Below are 1086 nucleotides of genomic sequence, written 5' to 3'. Positions count from 1 at the left end.
CAACCAAGACAAAACAGAGGACCCGGAGACCGCCGTCGCGCACTGACCGCACCCGCCACCACCCGAACCGTGCGGCGGCCCGCCGCAAGTACACACAGCGGTAGGGGGTTTCCCGGCACTCGTCACCGAGTGCCGGGAAACCCCCTACCGCTCTGCGCCCTCGTCCTGGTGACCAGATGGTCCGGGCGATCCCGCAGGTGACGGTCACCGTGTCGTTCTCGCCGCTACGCCGCGTAGCGGTCGAACGTCGAACCCCGACGCGGACCCGCCACCACATCCAACTCCGGATCCACCGCCAACATCGCCTGATGCAAACGCTGCAACGGCGGCGACGGCTCCACACCCAACTCCTCGATCAACCGCCCACGCAACCGCCGATACACATCCAACGCCGACGCCTGCCGACCCGACCGATACAACGACAACATCGCCTGCGCATGCAAACCCTCATGCTGAGGATGACGCGCAATCAAATCCACCAACTCCGAAATCAACTCACCATGCCGACCCAACCGCAAATCAGCATCAATCCGCCGCTCCACCGTCACCAACCGCGACTCCTCCAACCGCATCACCTCAATCTCCATAATCGGACCCAACCGCACATCCACCAAAGCAGGCCCCTGCCACAAACCCAACGCCTTCCTGAACAAAGACGCAGCCCGCTCATCCTCCCCCCGCTCAAAAGCCCCCTGCCCCTCCCCCACCAACCGCTCATACGCAAAAACATCCACCGACTCCGACGGCACCTGCAACACATAACCCCCATGCCGCGTCGCCAACACACCCTTCGCCCGCTCCGCACCCCCCGCACCCAACGCCCTACCCAAACAACGCCGCAACTGCATAATATAAGTCTGCAACGTCGTCATCGCACTCGGCGGCAACTCCGCCCGCCACACCTCCTCCATCAACATCGACACCGGCAAAACCCGCCCCGGATACAACGCAAACAACGCAAACACCTGACGCGGCTTACCCGCCGACGGAACAACCGACCCCCCATTCACCACACCACACAACGGACCCAAAACCCGAATCTCCACAACACCCCTCCATCCACCGACCAACACACCACACACAACC

The 1086-nt window shown here is 62.8% G+C and carries 1 protein-coding gene; it reads right to left on the bottom strand.

The genetic code is table 11. The annotated features are described in order from the left end of the window. Positions 1 to 224: 224 nt before the first annotated feature. The gene (locus tag H5J30_RS35165) at positions 225 to 1046 is read right to left on the bottom strand and encodes an AfsR/SARP family transcriptional regulator (protein ID WP_181791850.1); all 822 of its coding nucleotides are present in this window, start codon (positions 1044 to 1046) and stop codon (positions 225 to 227) included. Positions 1047 to 1086 lie beyond the last annotated feature (40 nt).

Source organism: Streptomyces phytophilus, assembly GCF_013870535.1.
Taxonomy (GTDB): Bacteria; Actinomycetota; Actinomycetes; order Streptomycetales; family Streptomycetaceae; genus Streptomyces; species Streptomyces phytophilus.
This window is presented reverse-complemented; position numbering and strand designations above follow the sequence as displayed.